We start from the raw sequence: 17,535 nt of genomic DNA on the forward strand, positions 1-17,535 counted from the left end.
GCAAAGATACTATTTTAGGGGAGGCTTAGAAATAAGCTTCAAATTCGTTTAACGCTCAAAAAAATGAAATTACCAACAAAAATACTACCTCTGATTCTTGGAGTTGCATTGCTCTTTTCTTGTAAAAACGATAATCAAAAAACCAAATCAATAGCCGTTGTTAAGACGAACTATTATACAGAACCTTACCGACCGCAATTTCATTTTTCACCTGAAGAAAAGTGGATGAACGACCCTAATGGAATGGTGTATCACAAAGGGGTTTACCATTTGTTCTATCAGTATTATCCAGAAGATATTGTTTGGGGCCCTATGCATTGGGGTCATGCGACCAGCAAAGATTTAGTTCGTTGGGAGCATCAACCAATCGCATTATTTCCTGACAAACACGGGCTGATTTTCTCTGGAAGTGCAGTAGTCGATATTGCCAATACGTCTGGATTTGGCTCTGCAGAAAACCCACCTTTGGTTGCGATTTTCACCTATCATTTGATGAAGGGGGAAAAGGCAGGAAGAAATGATTTTCAAACCCAAGGAATAGCGTACAGTCTTGATAATGGAGATACCTGGACGAAATATGAAGGAAATCCGGTCATTGAAAACGACGGTATTAAAGATTTTAGAGACCCAAAGGTTTTTTGGGATGAAGCCAATCGTACTTGGGTTATGGCCTTAGTTGCCGGTGACCATCTACAATTATGGAATTCAGAGAACTTAAAAGAATGGACCAAACTGAGCGAATTCGGCAAAGACGAGGGCGCTCATGGTGGAGTTTGGGAATGCCCAGATCTGTTTCCTATTAAAGTAGAGGGAAGTGATGAAGAAAAATGGGTCCTTTTGATAAGTATTAATCCTGGTGCGCCAAATGGTGGTAGTGGCACCCAGTATTTTGTTGGAAACTTTGATGGTGAGAAGTTTACCACTGATCAAACCGAAATCAAATGGCTTGATTGGGGAACGGATAACTATGCCGGCGTCACATATTATAATGCACCCAAGGACGACCGAATTTTTATAGGGTGGATGAGCAATTGGGCTTATGCAAGAGATACGCCGACGGAAAAATGGCGCAGTGCCATGACCTTGCCGCGAAAGTTATCCTTGCAAAAAATACAAGGTGATTATAGTTTGTTTAATTATCCGGTCAAAAACCTAGAAGCTATCGTTGACCGAAAGGGCAAAAAGAATATTACAGTGGTTGGTGGTGCCAAAGAAGTTGTTTCCTTTGACAGCTTGAATCAGGCGGAAGTAAGCTTCTTAACGAGTGCAAGAAACTTTCAATTGAAATTGAGTAATAGTTTGGATGAAGAAGTTCTTCTTACGCTATTTGGTGAGGAGGAGCAGTTTTTTTTAGATCGAACAAATTCTGGGAAAGTTGCATTTCAAGAAGATTTTGCAAGCATACAGATAATGCCAGTAACGGGTTTACCTGAAGAGGAATATGAAGTTCGCTTGTTCATTGACCATTCTTCGATTGAAGTTTTTATGAATAAAGGGCAATATGTGATGACGGCTCAACTTTTTCCAAATGAAAATTATACCAATTTGACTATTGAAAACTTGGGAGACTCGGAAATTAGGTTGAAAGATTTTGAGATTAATGGCGTAAAACGAATTTGGTGATTATTGATTTGAAAGTGTTTCTGCCAGAACTTCCAGATCAATCCCTATTTGTTCCTTGTTTACTTTGACAACCGCTTCTTTAAGATCTTTGGGTAGGTTTGAATACCCATCTTTTGCCCCTAGTATCATTCCCGCAACCGCTGCAACCGTGTCATTGTCACGTCCATAGTTGACGATAAACTGTATGGTTTTTTCGAAATCACCTTCTCCAAATTGGAGTCCGGTAATTAGAATTTGCCAGATCTCAGCTGTGTGAAACGCAATGGCCTTCTCACTTTTTTCAAGTATTTGATACATCATTTCTTGCCGTACCCATTCCTTTTGTGATTCTTGAAAGCCTTTAGGCATTTTAAACATTATCGAATCTTTGGCGATAAGTGAATCTATTAAAACCTTGTCTCTGACGGCTAAGACACTTTTTACAGAAGCATCGGCAGTTGCGTTAGAAATGCGACCCACCAAACGACTGTCTTGGTAGCCATAGGGGTCGACGAAAGTTGCCGTGTTTACAATAGAGTCTATATTTTGTGTTTGCATTGCCATTTGAGTCATGGCGGCAACCAAGGCTGAAATATCTTTGCCATACCCTATATCGAATAGCGTATGTTCGTAGGCCGTGGTATAAGCTTCTTCGGGTGTCTTGGCCAGTAAACCGAACATAGGGGTGTACAATTGGCCAGCGCATGACATTTCACCTCCATAGAATCTATTTTGTGCTTTTTGATAGGCTCCACGATTTTTTTGATAGGCCAAGGCAACTCTCGCCCATTCTTTAATCCAGTCTATTTTTTCGATCTGGTTATCTAGCATATCAGGATCGGTGCTGATTGCGGTACCTTTTAAATCTTTGGTAAGGGAAGCGTAATAATCTGTGATGAACTTGGCGAAGTTTTGAGCATTTGGTTTTCCATTTTGAGAAGTCAAGTAATTGACCATTAAAAACTTCCAACGGGTATCATCGGTAGTTGCGCCGGCGTTCAAATTATGTTCCCAAGTTCCCTCAGGAGACTGTTCGCGAACCGCAGGGGTAAGCCCGACGATATAACCGTATTTCAATTGAATGTCTTTTCTGTGCCACATTTCAGTAGAAGCGCCCATGGCATCTCCAATGGCAGACCCAACCAAGGCTCCTAGAATTTTGTCATACTTCGCTTCTTTTGATAGCATGAGGGTATCAGCTCCGTAACTAACTTTAGTAGGTGATGGAATATGTAGCTTTGACTTAGGTTGTTTGCATGAAAAAACCAGAAATGCACAACATCCTACAACAAAAAGGAAACGTTTCATGATAATATCATTTTTCGGGCGAGTTCCAAAAGATACCGCTTTTCTTCGACAGACCTTTTTAAGGGCAGTTGTGCTAGCCCTATTAAGCGACGCATAATTTCAATACCGGCAACTTGAGCCACCAGCTTTTTGTCGGGCACTCCATCATAAAGCTCATGAATTGAATTGAGATAAGACGCCTTTGAGGTGGCCATGATGATATGCGCAGCCATAACACCCAAATCAAATTCTGGAAAACCCACAAAACCAAATTCGGGATCAATCACGTAGATATTTTTTGATTCGGTCATCCAGCTTCCAGGATAATAATCACCGTGCAACAACGTATTTCCAGGCGATAAATATTTGTTTCCTACCTCATTAATAATGGCTTTCAAGGATGCGTCTTTTTTGTACGACATTGAAAGTTTTTGAAGCCCTTCTTGTATGTCATCTAGTTGAAATCCGTTATCCTCTAGAAAAGGTAAAACAAAAATATGTTGGTGATTCAGTTGGCGCATGGCCATATTTTCAGGGAAATCTTTGGGCACTACACTCCGGTGAATCAAGCTAAGGATTGAAGTCAAGCGCTGTAAGCTGTCTTCCTTCATTTTTCCTGAGGCATATAACGAAGTCATGTCTTCACAATGCCCTAAATCTTCTAAGAGTAGAAGATGTGCATCTGCATTGTACCCCAAAATTGATGGCAGATTTTTGTTGAGAATTTCATTTTGAACCGTTTGGTAAAATTGATGTTCAACAGCGATGCGGGCTAGTGGGGCTTCAATCTGCTGATATTTTTGTACAAAGGGTCTAGACTGTTTTACAATCAGTGAACGCATGCTCGTTTTGATGCGGAGTACCACATTCATATTGCCTTCACCAGGTTTTTCGGTCGAAAGAATTCGCTCCTCTTGGTTTATCCAACGGTTATCAAGAAACAATTTCTGAAGAATTTCAAGCGATGTATTGCTGTCAATATAAGTCAAGGATAATTTTAGTTTTACGATTTAGTCGTTAAAGTTATCCATACTTTTCCAAAAACCAGAGGTTATTTTTTGAAGTTAAGCGTTTGTATACCTATCTCTATTTTTTTTGGTTGTGCTCTAAAGGGGTAGGCTGCCAAATTTCTTACACGTTCTACCTTCTTGATAGATCAATGCTCTTGGTATAGTACGAAAAAAACCACGATCTTTTGAGATCGTGGTTCGTATGAAACTAATTTAGATTGCTAAAGTTTAATCGAAGGCAAAACCTGTGGAAACCCTAAATATAAAGGCGTATAACACAATAGCGAACATAATAAAACTAAACCAAGCGAAAAACTTGAAATATCTTTTTACTATTAGGCTTCCAATGTTTCTAAAACCATCCCTATAAATTTCTTTTAAAAGTAAAACTGTTTTCATAATATCTAATTTGAGGTTGATACCGCAAAGTTCTGTGTAGTTTGACCGCAAAGATTATTTATTTGTCAAACGGTTCTAAACTTGGGTCATTGACATTGGCAATCGATAAACAGCACCATAAGTAGGATTAAGAAGGAGACACGGTTTGTAGGGAGAATGTTCGTTAACTAGATTTTGTGCTTTTAATAGATAAGTACAAAGTTGTAGTGCCAAAAGTTGCCAATGCGCGCTGCGAAGGCATTACAAGGTATACCGTAATAAGGTATCGGAATTGTGCTTTGTAGCTTGTCAATCTAGGGCAGTGCTTGTCTTGAACAAGATGTTAAGCAACACAAGAGCGAACACGCAACCTTATCTATATAAACCGTTGAGATATGAATTTCAGACAAACAAGAGAACGTATTGAACATCATGGGCACTCTAAATTCGGCACTATAGGTTGGTCTAAGAAAGACTACCCCTCACATTGCACCAGTAAAATTATTAAGCAGTTTAACTGCGCTTACTTGATTAATATGAAACCCCTATTGTCAACTAAAAAACAAAACCCCCGGAGACATTAAGTCTACAGGGGATTGTGGTGGTGCCTCCAGGAATCGAACCAGGGACACATGGATTTTCAGTCCATTGCTCTACCAACTGAGCTAAGGCACCATGTCCTTTTCGGCAACTTCAATGCATCGCCTAAAAGGGCTGCAAATATAATTTCAAATTTAGGATATACAAACAAAAACGTAGAAAAAAGTATGGGTTTATTTTTCATTTTGTCATCTTTGTTACATGAACTTAATCATAGATGCTGGTAACACCTCGGTAAAGCTTGCGGTATTTGATAAACAGAACTTGCTTTTTGACGTTAGTACGGAAGCTGAAAGGTTTATCGAAAAGGTAAAAGATATCTTTAATTTTTACCCTGACATCACATGGGCCATCGTTTCTGCCGTGGGTTATTTGAATCAAAAAGACATTGTAGCCTTGTCGATCTTTTGTCAAGTTCATGTTTTGAACCATAGCTCTAAAATTCCTTTTAAAAATTCATATGCCACACCGCAAACATTAGGGGTCGATCGCGTTGCCTTGGCGACCGCTGCTTTTTATCATAACCCAACCGCTAACACGCTTGTTGTCGATGCTGGTACTTGTATTACCTATGACATGGTGAACGATTATGGCGAATACTTAGGTGGGGGTATTTCTCCGGGTTTACACATGCGTTATGAGGCCCTTCACAATCAAACTTCCAAACTACCACTTCTTGAATTGGATGACCCGCTTGACTTAATAGGAAACTCTACCAAATCAAGTATTCATAGTGGAGTTGTACATGGAGTTTTAGCCGAAATTGATGGGGTTATAGAACGCTATAGTTCTCGTTTTGAAGATTTAACAGTTATTTTAACAGGCGGTGATGCGCAATTTTTGTCAAAACGATTAAAAAATACCATATTTGCGGATTCCAAATTTCTCCTCGCAGGGTTAAACTATTTGCTGGAATACAACAAGCGTTAAATGATCAAAAAAATTGTTATTGCAATAGTGTGCTTCGCCGCTATGGGAGCGAATGCTCAAAACGGAACTGTTTCCCCTTATTCCTATTTTGGTATTGGTGATATAAGACCCACAGCTACGATTGAAAATCAAATGATGGCAGGACTTGGCATGTATGCAGATAGTATTCACGTGAATCTTCAAAATCCGGCAGCCTATGGAAAATTACGCCGTACCGTTTATGCCGCAGGTATCTCCTATAATCAGCTGTCTCTAAACAGTGCTACAGCAAAAGAAAGCAATCAGATCGTTAATCTTGATTATCTATCCCTTGGCTTTAATGTGGGCAAAGGGTTGGGTCTTGGTTTTGGTATCAAGCCTTACACTTCTGTTGGGTACAATATATTGTCAGAATCGACCACAACAAATGAAGATGGCACGGAGTCAAATGTGACCAATCAATATTCTGGAGAAGGCGGTTTGAACAAGGTGTATGTGTCTCTGGGGTATCAAATAACCAAAAATCTAAGTATAGGCGTTACTTCGAGTTTCAATTTTGGAACGATCAATAATTTGAGAACTCAAATTATTGAAAATGTACAATTTGGGGCCTTAGACGATAGAACATCGACCATAAACGGTCTAGATTTTAATTATGCAGTTAATTACACTCCGACAATTAAAGATAAGTATACCTTATATACTTCGGCTAGGGTAAATACACAAGCCAATCTCTCGGCGCGTAACACCCAGGAAATCGGTTCTTTTTCTACTTCTACTGGGGGTAATATCGAAATTATTGATGTTGATCTAGAAGCCAGAGGACTCAAAGAAACCGGTTTGACAATTCCTACTACGGCCACCTTGGGTCTTGGTTTTGGAGAGAATAAAAAGTGGTTTTTAGGTGCAGAATATAGTTTTCAGGGCCTAAGTTCATTTACAAACGACTTCATTGATGTTGACAATTTGAGCTATCAAGATGCCAGTACCGTGGCTTTTGGAGGGTATTTTATACCTGATTATACTTCATTTAACAACTTCTTAAAAAGAATTACATATCGTGCCGGAGTGCGAATGGAAAAAACAGGCATGATAGTTAATAACACGGAGATTGATAACTTTGGCATAACTTTTGGACTTGGGTTACCACTGTCTTTTACGTCTAGCGGTTTTTCGAATATTAATCTTGGCTTTGAGATTGGTAAAAGAGGAACAACCGATATGATGCTAATTCAGGAAAATTATTTCAAAATAAATGTTGGATTATCATTAAATGACAGATGGTTCCAAAAAAGAAAGATTAACTAACTAAAATTTAGTACATTAACCACTTAAACAAGAATGAACATGAAAACGAAACTCTACTTTACGGCAATTATGCTTTTAGGGTCAATGGCGATAAGCAATGCCCAAGCTCAGAATACAGAGTGTGTTACCAACCTCTCTATTTACACAGAGCATGTAAAAGTTAAGAATTACGATGCGGCGTATACTCCGTGGAAAATGGTCTATGAAACATGTCCAGGTTTAAACCGGGCTAACTTCATTTACGGGGAAAGAATCTTAAAAGACAAGATCAAAAAATCTTCGGGAGCTGAAAAAGATGGCTTCATTAGTGATTTGATGGCATTGTATGATAATAGCATGGTTCATTTTCCTAAGAAAACCAAAATGGCTGACGTCATGATCGATAAAGTACTTATGAAGTACGATAATAAAATGATCTCTGACGACGAGATTTATAGCCAGTTGGGAAAAGCATTTACCGAGGATAGGGCGAATTTTAAAAATCCCAAAGCACTTTATTTATATTTTTCTAGTCTTGTTGATTTGCACAATTCGGGCAAAAAAGAACTGCAGGAAGTATTTGACGTGTATGACGATGTAACGGAAAAGATTGAGGAGGAAAATGGAAAATTAACTGATATTATTGCAAAACTATTGCCTAAGGAAGGATCAATGACTTCTAAGGAAAAGAAACGATTTAAAGCTGCGAATACCAATTCAAAATCTTTTGGTAAGATTGCAGGTAGTGTAGACTCTAAGTTGGGTGCACTTGCTGATTGTGGTAACTTGGTTCCATTATATCAAAAAAGCTTTGATGCAAAGAAGGGTGATGTTATTTGGGTAAAAAGAGCAGTAGGTAGAATGTTCGCTAAGGAGTGTACAGACGACCCATTATTTAGTAAAATGGTTGAGGTTCAAGCTGAGCTTGACCCATCTGCAGACGTTTATGTCTACCTAGGAACATTGAAGTCAAAAGCAGGCGATACCAAAGGTGCCATTGCAGACTTTGATAAGGCCATAACTTTAGAGACTGATGCTAAAAGACGATCAAATATCGCTTATAAAGTTGCCACGATATACAGACGAGGTAGTAAAGGAGCAGCACGTAAGTATGCTCAAAAAGCCATCGATGCGAACCCTTCAAATGGTAAAGCCTATTTGCTAATTGCTAGTTTGTATGCAAGTAGCGCTAACCAATGTGGTGGAACTACTTTTGAAAAACGTGCGATTTATTGGAAAGCAGCTGATATGGCCCGCAAAGCAGGTCGGGTTAACCCTTCATTGAGTTCTAGGGCTAACAAATCTGCAGCAAGCTATTCTGCAAAAGCACCAACAAAAGAAATGATTTTTACCGATGGCATGGCTGGTAAGACCGTAACCTTTAGTTGTTGGGTTGGAGGAAGCGTAAAAGTGCCTAGTTTGTAAAATGAACAAAGTTTTAGAGAAGAATATGCTAAGCATTGCCACAATTTTCGTGGCAATGCTTTTTTTTTCATGTGGAGATAATTACAAACGTGTTGGCGATGAGGCTAAAAAGAATGTTTTTCCTATCGGTATAGCTGAGAACTTTGTACTTACCTATACGGAGGCAAAAAAAGTCATTGTAGCTGATTCAGTAGAGGCTTCTAGAGTTATCTCAGTATTGACAAGCCCTAAACAAGAAGATTATACAAATTTAGAATTTCCATATCGCACCTTCCCTAACGGATTGTTACTTGATTTTTTTGATGATTTAAATCAAAAAAGCATCGTTAAAGCCGACTACGGTATTATTTATTCTGCTACGAATTTGATAGATTTACGTGGTAATGTGGTCTTAGAAAGTCATGACGGGAAAAAATTGGAAACTTCCCAGCTTTATTTAGACCAAGATAACGAGTGGATATTCACCCATGAAAAATTCACCTACACCAATCCTGAAGACGGCACAATCATGGACGGCGAAGGAATGGATTTTAGTAAAGACCGAAACTTTCTGTATGCACATAAGACCTATGGTTTAATGTTGATACCTGAAGAAAAAGAAGAACCGCAAGAAAAAGAACCGCTTAATGATTAAAATTTTAAGATATACCGAATATCTCTATCTGTTCGTAGCTATTTTTTCCATATACAAGATTACACAAGTATGGAATACCGATCGTAACTATGCTTATTTATTTATCTTTTTCGCTATAGCTTCTATAGGTATGTTTTTGTTCCGGAGAAAGTACCGAAAAAAATTCGAGCAACGACAACGTGAAAACCAAGAGTAGTTTTGGATACTTCCACCTTTGTTATCATCTTATCCTTGCTATTTTCTGCTTTCTTTTCTGGAATGGAGATCGCCTTTGTGTCAGCAAATAAAATCCATATTGAGATTGAAAAAAAACAAGAAGGTTTTCTGGCCAAGATATTAACGCTCTTAACCGAAAAACCTTCGAAATTTATAGCTACCATGCTTATTGGTAACAATATTGCCTTGGTGGTCTATGGTCTCTTTATGGGTGAGGTATTGTTGGAATGGTTCGTTAGCCTTTCGTCTTCTTCGAGCGGTTTGATCAATCTACTTTTGACCGATTTTAGTTTACTTACGCAAACGGTGATTTCAACTATAGTTATTTTGTTTACTGCAGAATTTCTCCCAAAGGTATTGTTTCAGATTTATTCGAATACCTTGTTGAAGGTATTGGCACTTCCCGCTTATATCTTCTATGTCCTCTTCGGATTCCTGTCTTGGTTCATTATCAAAATTTCCGATTTTATTTTGAAAACGTTCTTGAAAACTGATGGCGACGAGGTACAATTGTCGTTCAGCAAAATAGAGTTAGGTGACTACATTACCGAACAGATGGAGACCGTTGAAGAGGAAGATGAGTTGGATTCTGAAATACAAATTTTTCAGAACGCTTTAGAATTTTCAGCTGTTAAAGCCAGAGAAGTTATGGTGCCGCGAACCGAAATTACGGCAGTTGAGCTTCATGAAACACCTAAGACGCTCACTAAGTTATTTACAGAAACTGGGTATTCTAAGATATTGATATTTAAAGATACAGTTGATAACATCATTGGATATGTTCACTCCTTTGAACTTTTTAAAAGGCCAAAGACCATAAAAAGTATCTTGCGACCTGTTGAACTTGTGCCTGAAACAATGCTCATCAATGATATTTTAAATGTACTTATCAAAAAACACAAAAGTATTGCGGTTGTGCTCGATGAATATGGAGGAACTTCTGGTATCATGACCGTCGAAGATATTGTTGAAGAACTTTTTGGTGAAATCGAAGACGAACATGACTCCACCGATTTGATAGAAGAACAAATTACGGAAACATCTTATAAACTTTCCGCTCGCTTAGATGTTGACTATCTGAATGAGAATTACAAGCTTGAACTACCCGAAAGTGACGAATATGAAACATTAGGTGGTTTGATAGTAAACGAAACAGGAGAGATTCCAGAACAGCGAACAGAAATTGAAATAGAAAACTTTCGGTTTACCATTCTTGAGGTCTCTAGTAATAAGATTGATTTAGTGATGCTCGAGCTACTCGATAAGGAATAGGTTTTACCATCTATATTCCTGTAGAACTTTATAATACTTTTGAATAAACCTGCTACGCTGTTTTTAGCCAAAAAAATAGCAATACTAGCGAATTACAGCCGACCGATACCTACAATAAATTTGAACAGGTGAAAAGAAAATGGTAATTTCGCAAACTGATTTTAAATACTCCATACAATGGCAATTTTAGAGAATATTAGAAAGCGGACTACCATTTTGATTTTAATCATCGGGTTGGCCCTTTTTGCGTTTGTAATATCAGGTGTTTTTGTTAACGGTGATTTAGCAGGAGGTACTGGAAAAGTTGGTTCTGCTGTGGCTGAAATCAATGGTGATGAAATTTCTGTTGATGCTTTTAGACAAAAGATTGAGGCGGCCTCTAGAAGATCTGCCAACACTTCCTCTATGCAACTTGTAAACCAGGTTTATGATCAAGAAGTTCGCAATTCGATTTTAGGACAACAATTTGAAGATTTGGGTATTGATATTGAGCAAGACCAAATCATGAATTATATCAAAACCATACCAGGCTATTCTCAAAGCCCTCAGTTTCAAGATGAGAGCGGTATATTCGATGAAAATAAATTTCGCGATTTCATTGCCGATATGAAAGTGAATAATCCTGCTCAGTACGATCTTTGGTTGCAAGATGAACAGAACATCATTCAAAGCGCTAAAGAACAGACCTATTTCAATTTGATCAAGGCAGGTGTTGGTGCAACACTAAAGGAAGGCGAGCTTGACTATAAATTAGCGAATGATAAAGTTGATTTGCAATATGTTCGAGTACCTTATTCTTCAATTCCCGATAGCACCATAACGGTTACCAAAAGTGAAATTGCAGCTTATATCAATGCACATAAAGAGGAGTATAAGCAAGATGAATCACGTGATCTTCAGTATGTATATTTTGAAGAGAAACCATCAGCTACTGATGAGACAGCGGTTAAGGAGGGTCTTTTAAAATTGATGGATAACTCTGTAGAGTTTAACTCGCTGACTAATACAAATGATACCATAGCAGGTTTCAGAACTACAACTGATGTCAATGCCTTTTTAGATAGAAACTCAGATATTAAATTTGACACAATTTTTAAAGCTAAAAAAGCATTGCCGGCTTCATTTGCTGATACCTTGATGACGTTGAGAGTTGGCGAAACCTTTGGTCCGTATCGCGATGGAGATTTCTTTAAGATTTCAAAGATGATCGCTAGAAAGGCAAATGGTTCTGTAAAGGCAAGTCACATACTGATTGCATATGAAGGCGCTCAGCGAGCAAATCCTGATGTGAAGCGCAGCAAGGAAGAAGCAGAAGCGAAAGCAAACGAATTATACCGTGAAGCTCGAAAACCTGGGGCCGCATTTGTAGAGTTGGCCCGCGATAACTCAGACGGACCATCGGCTCCTAATGGGGGTGATTTAGGATATTTTCAGGAAGGTACTATGGTGCCTAAATTCAATGACTTTGCTTTTGGCAACAGTGTGGGAGCAATAGGCCTTGTGGAAACTGATTTTGGTTTTCATGTTATAAAAGTAGATGACAAAGAGGATATTGTTCAGATTGCAACCTTGGGTCGAGAAATCGAAGCTTCGGAAGAAACCATAAATGCCTTGTTTACCGATGCTACGAAATTTGAGATGGCAACTACTTCAGGTGATAAGGTTTTTACCGATTTAGCTAAAGAAAATGAATACCTGGTAAGGCCTGTAAACAAAATCAATGCTTTAGATGAAAATCTACCAGGGCTTACCAATCAACGTAATATTGTGCAATGGGCATTTAATGAGGATACAGAGATAGGAGATATCAGACGTTTCAATATCAACAATGGTTATGCGGTTGTACAATTAACTGCTTCCTATAAAGAGGGGGTTATGTCTGTTGAGGATGCATCAGCCAGTATTCTTCCCAAGGTAAGAAAGGAAAGAAAAGCAGCTCAAATTATTGGGCAGCACCAAGGAAAATCAATGGAAGATTTGGCAAAAGATGCCAATGTTTCAATGTCTAACGCTACGGCTTTGACTGTAAAGTCACCAACCATTCCGGGAGCAGGAAGAGAACCAGCAATAGTAGGTGCTGCATATGCAATGAGTGAAGGAGAAACTTCTGGCTTGATAGAAGGAGAAACCGGTGTGTTCATGGTGACGGTAACTAAAAAAGAGGCCGCCACCACTTTAGATAATTATAGTACATACGCAAACACCTTGAAGTCATCATCTGCTGCCAGGGTAAACACGGCCGTATTCGACGCCTTAAAAGAGGCTTCCGAAATAGAAGACAATAGAGCTACTTTTTATTAATAGCATTCAGTTTAAATTATCTAAAGCCTTCCCATTCGGAAGGCTTTTTTTATAAGATCATATGCTTAAAAGGAATCACGGTATGATATCCCATCTTCTTAAAGTAGGCAGGTGTACTTTTATCTCCTGTGGCCAGTATAAAATCACCGCCCCATGCCCCTAGGCTTTTAATGCTTCCCGTATAATTGGGGAATTTTTCCGATTTTATGGTGCTTAGGTTTAGGTTTTGGGCAATTAGGTCTTCATGTGCGCAAAGCAAGGTCTCGAATTCAGATAGACGAGTGCATGTTACAAGCTGTCGTGTGATAGCGGAAATACTTTTTATCAATTGTGGTTTATCAAAACTTTGATTTCGATATTGGGCAATGCCTTCACGACTATTCTGTTTTTTATTAAGATGTACGAAATACAATTTATCTTTAAAGGGTGGATTAAAAACTACTTCTGTAACCTTGGGCTGGTTTTCCTCTAATTTATATAAAATGGGTGAATCGTGCTGAGCACAAGCAATGTCATAGCCACTACCTGAAAAAGCCTTCCATAGTAGTTGATACGCATCTACTTGGGCCCATTGAGCAATATTGTTGATCAAGGTAGAAGAGGAGCCGAGACCCCAACTGCGCTCAAAATCCATGTAGGTCTCTGCCCTATAGCCCGTTGAGCCAGATAAAAAATCAGCATTAAGCTTCCTTGCCTGCTTCAATATTTCTTGTAGTGTTCTGGCAGTGTCTAAATCTGATGAATGAATAATTTCAAGACTAATAGCGTCAATTTCAGTCTCGAACCAGACTGAACCGTCGGCCGAAGTACTTTTCCATTTTATAAGCGGATATTTGTGTTCGGTTATCTGTAAAGCTTGTCCGTAAGTAGTAGCTGCCGCAAGGCCAAGGGCACCATCGAGAATCACATACTCTCCAGATAGTAAAAGCTTGCCGTTGCTATAGAATTTCTGAGTCATTATTGGCTTCTAAGATTTTCAAATGCCTCCACGACCGCAGCATGGGTTGCCGAATTCTTTTTGAAATGGTTGGTTAAGGTTAGTTTTTCTTCCTCAGTGGCTCCCAACTGGTTTAAGATGTTTAACAAATGCATCTTCATATGCCCCTCTTGAATTCCTGTAGTGACCAAAGAACGGACCGCTGCAAAATTTTGAGCGAGTCCGGCCACGGCAACTATTTGCATCAATTCTTGGGCCGATGGTTTTTGAAGTATCTCGAGCGCCAAGTTTACCAAGGGGTGCAAACTTGTCAATCCACCAACAGTGCCCAAGGCTAGGGGGATTTCTATCCAGAAGCTAAATATCCCATCAGTGATGCAGGCATTTGTAAGACTGGTATATTTTCCGTCTTTAGCGGCATAGGCATGAACCCCAGCTTCGACAGCTCTGAAGTCATTTCCAGTGGCTAAAATAACCGCATCGATACCATTCATAATACCTTTGTTATGCGTGACGGCACGATGAGGTTCGACTTTGGCAATGGCAATGGCCTGAATCATTTTTTTGGCAAATTCCTTGCTGTCGGTAGGGTCATCGGTCAATTCTTCTACTGGGCAGCTTACCTCAGCTCGAACCAAGCAATTGGGCACGTAATTGCTCAAAATGCTCATGACAATCTCAATATCTTTTTCTTCCTCTGTAAATTCTGCAAAGCACAGCGCTTCTTTTTTAAACGTCTTTGCGAATTCTTCTAAACACGAATTGATAAAGTTCGCACCCATCGCGTCTAGGGTCTCAAAGGTGCAATGCAACTGATAATAGTTAGCAAGCTCAGCAGTTTTATCGCGCAATTCGATTTTTGAAATACCTCCTCCTCGCTTTTCCATATTTCGGGTAATAACAGCAGCTTCGGAGCGCAATTTTGGTTCAACGTATTTAAAAAAGGTATTAAGCTTGTTAAAATTTCCGGAAAACATAAAATGAACCTGCCCAATCTTTTCAGTACCAAGAATAGTGGTTTTAAAACCACCACGATCAAGCCAAAATTTAGCCGCCTTGCTGGCGGCTGCGACCACCGAACTCTCTTCGATAGCCATGGGTATAGCATAGAGCTCTGTATTGATAAGAAAATTAGGAGCGATGCCCAAGGGAAGGTAGTAGTTAGATATCGTATTTTCTATAAACTCGTCATGAAGCTTTTGTAAATCGACATCTGTATTCCAATAGCGCATTAAGATGTTTTTTGCAGTTTCAGCATCTTGGGTGTAATTCGATACAATCCAGTCTATTTTTTCTTCCTTCGTGAGTTTTGAAAATCCCTGAATAGGCTTCGTCATACTATTGGTGATTTGATGCGTAAAGATACGTATAAAGAGGCCTGCGGTCAAAAAACCAAGCCAGCGAGGCTTTACCTAAAACTTGCTTCTTTTTTAGTCGGAATAGTGAATATTCGTATAATTATTAGTAAACTTGAAAAATTTAACGCATTCCTATCGATATATGAAAAAAATACACATTTTGTTATTTTTGTTGGCTACATTCTCGACTTCGATCTTGGCTCAAACAAAACAGATTTCCGTTGAGGAAATATATAACAGTACATTTCAGCCAGAGGGTATGCAAGCCCTTCGTTCGATGAGGAATGGAAAGCAATACACCATTTTAAATCAAAATGAATCCAACGGAAGTACTAGCCTAGACAAATATGATTATAAAACCCAGGATAAGGTTGAAACAATAGTCTCTTCAAAAAATCTTGATGGTATTGAAAACTTTGCCGCCTATCAATTTTCCGATGAAGAATCGAAACTACTTTTGGCAACAGAGCTTGAGCCCATTTTTAGACATTCTAAACTGGGCATTTTTTATGTCTACGATTTGGCCACAAAAGACCTCACCAAAATCTCGGAAACAAAAATTCAAGAACCTTCAATTTCTCCCAATGGAGAACAAATTGTATATGCTGCTGGCAATAATTTATTTCTTTTTGATATAGCTTCTAAAACTACCTCTCAGCTGACTTCTGATGGTGAAAAGAATAAAATTATCAATGGAATAACCGATTGGGTATATGAAGAAGAGTTCGCTTTTGTAAAGGCGTATGAATGGAATTCTAATGGTAGCAAAATCGCTTTTCTCAAATTTGACGAAACCGACGTGCCCGAGTTTTCTATGGATATCTATGGGAAAGAATTATACCAAAAACAAAATGTATTCAAATATCCCAAGGCGGGCGAGGAAAACGCAAAGGTCACTTTGCATCTTTTGGATGTCAAGTCAGCCGACATTTCAAAGGTAGCACTTGGTGATGCCTATTATATTCCAAGAATCAAATGGATGAACAATCCGAATCATCTGAGTGTACAGACTTTAAATCGCCATCAAAATCATTTGAAATTACATGATGTAAATGCCCAGAATAACTCAGTAAGACTATTGCTGGAAGAGAAAGATAAAGCTTATGTTGACATTACTGACAACCTAACCTTCTTAGCTGACGATAGTTTTATTTGGACCAGCGAACAAGATGGTTGGAACCATATTTACCGATATAGCAAAGAAGGGCCTTTGATGAATCAAATAACCCAAGGAGCCTGGGAGGTAACCAATTATTATGGCTATAATGCCAAAAAAGACAGAATCTACTATCAGTCTACGGAAAATGGCTCCATAAATCGTGGGGTATATAGTATTTCAAGCTCCGGTAAAAAGAAGAAAGAACTTGCAGTTACCGCCGGAACCAATTCGGCTGACTTTAGCTCAGATTTTACCTATTTTATAAATACCTACTCGAGTGCTACTACGCCAAATACTTATACACTGCACTATGCTTCAAGTGGAAAGGAGGTTAAGGAAATCTTGAATAATACAAGTCTTTCCGAAAAATTAAAAGGCTATGAGATGAGTGTGAAGGAATTCTCTACTATAGCAATCAATGGTAACGATTTGAATATGTACATGATCAAACCCAAAGATTTTGATGCCTCGAAAAAGTATCCTTTATTGATGTACCAATATAGCGGACCGGGTTCTCAAAATGTAGCCAATAGATGGAACACGACACATGATTATTGGCATCAAATGTTAGTTTCAGAAGGATATATTATTGCCTGTGTCGATGGCCGTGGCACAGGTCTTAAGGGGCGCGATTTCAAAAAGGTTACTTATATGAATCTGGTAAAATTTGAAACGGAAGATCAAATAGCAGTGGCAAAAAAATTAAGTGAATTATCGTATATCGACGAGGAACGAACCGGTATTTGGGGCTGGAGCTATGGCGGCCATATGTCGACCAACTGTATATTAAAAGGAAATGATGTTTTTGAGACGGCAATAGCGGTGGCGCCGGTTACCTCATGGCGTTTCTATGATACCATTTACACAGAACGTTTTATGCGTACTCCCTCAGAAAACCCAAATGGGTATGATGACAACTCACCTTTTAACTACCCAGAATTATTAAAAGGAAATTACCTTTTGGTGCACGGTTCTGGAGATGATAACGTACATGTACAGCATTCTATGCGAATGATTGAAGCTTTAATTCAGGCAGACAAACAATTCGAATGGGCGATTTATCCTGATAGAAATCATCGCATTCAGGGGGGGAATACAAGTATTCATCTTTTTAAGAAAATGACCAATTTTATTAAAGCAAAACTATAACCAAATCAAAC

At 38.8% G+C, this 17,535-nt stretch carries 13 protein-coding genes and 1 tRNA gene; 8 read left to right on the forward strand and 6 right to left on the reverse strand.

Translation table 11 applies throughout. From position 1 onward, the window contains the following. Window positions 1-63 precede the first annotated feature (63 nt). On the forward strand, window positions 64-1,623 hold the full coding sequence (locus tag ABJN95_RS08315; RefSeq protein WP_348369919.1) for a glycoside hydrolase family 32 protein: 1,560 nt from the start codon (window positions 64-66) through the stop codon (window positions 1,621-1,623). On the opposite strand, the gene ABJN95_RS08320 is transcribed toward ABJN95_RS08315, so the two are convergent. From ABJN95_RS08320 to ABJN95_RS08335, 4 genes are all read right to left on the reverse strand, one after another. Continuing rightward, window positions 1,624-2,910: an ADP-ribosylglycohydrolase family protein gene (locus ABJN95_RS08320; protein WP_348369920.1), complete on the reverse strand. Its 1,287-nt coding sequence runs from the start codon at window positions 2,908-2,910 to the stop codon at window positions 1,624-1,626. Further along, window positions 2,907-3,878, reverse strand: a complete 972-nt coding sequence (locus tag ABJN95_RS08325) for a phosphotransferase (RefSeq protein ID WP_348369921.1) — start codon at window positions 3,876-3,878, stop codon at window positions 2,907-2,909. Before ABJN95_RS08325 ends, ABJN95_RS08320 begins: the two co-directional genes overlap by 4 nt. Before the next feature lie 249 nt (window positions 3,879-4,127). After that, window positions 4,128-4,298: a DUF6747 family protein gene (locus ABJN95_RS08330; protein WP_348369922.1), complete on the reverse strand. Its 171-nt coding sequence runs from the start codon at window positions 4,296-4,298 to the stop codon at window positions 4,128-4,130. A 578-nt stretch (window positions 4,299-4,876) separates the two neighbouring features. Then, a tRNA-Phe gene (locus tag ABJN95_RS08335) sits at window positions 4,877-4,952 on the reverse strand. A gap of 126 nt (window positions 4,953-5,078) precedes the next feature. Between ABJN95_RS08335 and ABJN95_RS08340 the strand changes: the two genes are divergently transcribed. The 6 genes from ABJN95_RS08340 to ABJN95_RS08365 all read left to right on the forward strand — a co-directional run bounded on the left by ABJN95_RS08340 (window position 5,079) and on the right by ABJN95_RS08365 (window position 12,921). Beyond that, window positions 5,079-5,807: a type III pantothenate kinase gene (locus ABJN95_RS08340; protein WP_348369923.1), complete on the forward strand. Its 729-nt coding sequence runs from the start codon at window positions 5,079-5,081 to the stop codon at window positions 5,805-5,807. Next, window positions 5,808-7,094 carry a hypothetical protein gene (locus ABJN95_RS08345; RefSeq protein WP_348369924.1) on the forward strand — a complete coding sequence of 429 codons (1,287 nt, stop codon included), beginning with the start codon at window positions 5,808-5,810 and terminating at the stop codon, window positions 7,092-7,094. Window positions 7,095-7,133: 39 nt separating this feature from the next. Continuing rightward, window positions 7,134-8,498 carry a hypothetical protein gene (locus ABJN95_RS08350; protein ID WP_348369925.1) on the forward strand — a complete coding sequence of 455 codons (1,365 nt, stop codon included), beginning with the start codon at window positions 7,134-7,136 and terminating at the stop codon, window positions 8,496-8,498. Window position 8,499: 1 nt separating this feature from the next. Then, on the forward strand, window positions 8,500-9,132 hold the full coding sequence (gene lptC / locus ABJN95_RS08355; RefSeq protein WP_348369926.1) for an LPS export ABC transporter periplasmic protein LptC: 633 nt from the start codon (window positions 8,500-8,502) through the stop codon (window positions 9,130-9,132). Between the two features lie 198 nt (window positions 9,133-9,330). Further along, window positions 9,331-10,620, forward strand: a complete 1,290-nt coding sequence (locus ABJN95_RS08360; RefSeq protein ID WP_348369927.1) for a hemolysin family protein — start codon at window positions 9,331-9,333, stop codon at window positions 10,618-10,620. Between the two features lie 177 nt (window positions 10,621-10,797). Next, window positions 10,798-12,921, forward strand: coding sequence for a peptidylprolyl isomerase (locus tag ABJN95_RS08365; RefSeq protein WP_348369928.1), 2,124 nt, complete (start codon window positions 10,798-10,800; stop codon window positions 12,919-12,921). 49 nt (window positions 12,922-12,970) lie between these two features. On the opposite strand, the gene ABJN95_RS08370 is transcribed toward ABJN95_RS08365, so the two are convergent. Together ABJN95_RS08370 and ABJN95_RS08375 are read right to left on the reverse strand one after the other, a co-directional pair. Next, on the reverse strand, window positions 12,971-13,879 hold the full coding sequence (locus tag ABJN95_RS08370; RefSeq protein WP_348369929.1) for a GYDIA family GHMP kinase: 909 nt from the start codon (window positions 13,877-13,879) through the stop codon (window positions 12,971-12,973). Next, window positions 13,879-15,195, reverse strand: a complete 1,317-nt coding sequence (locus ABJN95_RS08375; RefSeq protein ID WP_348369930.1) for a hydroxymethylglutaryl-CoA reductase, degradative — start codon at window positions 15,193-15,195, stop codon at window positions 13,879-13,881. The genes ABJN95_RS08370 and ABJN95_RS08375 overlap by 1 nt, the downstream gene beginning before the upstream one ends. A 163-nt stretch (window positions 15,196-15,358) precedes the next feature. Here ABJN95_RS08375 and ABJN95_RS08380 point away from each other — a divergent pair, with 163 nt between their 5' ends. Beyond that, window positions 15,359-17,524: a S9 family peptidase gene (locus ABJN95_RS08380; RefSeq protein ID WP_348369931.1), complete on the forward strand. Its 2,166-nt coding sequence runs from the start codon at window positions 15,359-15,361 to the stop codon at window positions 17,522-17,524. Window positions 17,525-17,535: the final 11 nt, after the last annotated feature.

Origin of the sequence: Maribacter sp., assembly GCF_039974175.1 — a bacterium.
Lineage (GTDB): Bacteria > Bacteroidota > Bacteroidia > Flavobacteriales > Flavobacteriaceae > Maribacter_C.